Raw genomic sequence first — 598 nt, 5'->3', positions numbered from 1 at the left:
ATCATTGCATGGAGTATGAACTGACACCGCCTGAGTTCGTGGTTGAACGCTTGGCTGATGCCGATATCGTCATCAGCAATAAAGTGGTGCTGGATCAATCGGTACTTTCGCAGCTGCCTCAGCTCAAGATGATTGCCGTTGCGGCGACAGGGTTTAACAATGTCGATGTAAACTATTGTGCTGAACATGGCATTGCAGTCGCGAACGTGCGTGGTTATGCCACTCGATCTGTGCCTGAGCATGTGATCGCGATGTTGTTTGCTTTGCGTCGAAACTTGTTTGGGTACCATCAAGACATTGCGGCTGGTGAATGGCAGCGAAATAAGCAGGTCTGCTTTTTTACTCATTCCATCGGGGATGTTGGCGGCAGTACACTAGGTGTCGTCGGTAGTGGTGCATTGGGGCAAGCCACGGCGAATCTGGCTCAAGCGCTAGGAATGACCGTTTTATTTGCGGAGCGTAAAGGCGCGGCAGAATGTCGACCAGGTTATGTGCCATTTGAGGAAGTGTTGAAACACTCTGACGCGTTGACTTTGCACTGTCCGCTTAACGAGCATACGCAGAATTTGATTGGCAAAGCCGAGTTACAGCAAATGAA

At 50.0% G+C, this 598-nt stretch carries 1 protein-coding gene; it reads left to right on the top strand.

Annotation, left to right across the window (positions count from 1 at the left end; translation table 11 throughout):
- On the top strand, positions 1–598 hold a 598-nt coding region (locus R7040_RS28055), incomplete at both ends, for an NAD(P)-dependent oxidoreductase (RefSeq protein ID WP_318097829.1).

It is taken from the genome of Vibrio sp. 1069 (assembly GCF_033340555.1).
Note: the sequence above shows the minus strand (reverse complement) of the source record. Positions and strands in the feature narration are given on the sequence as shown.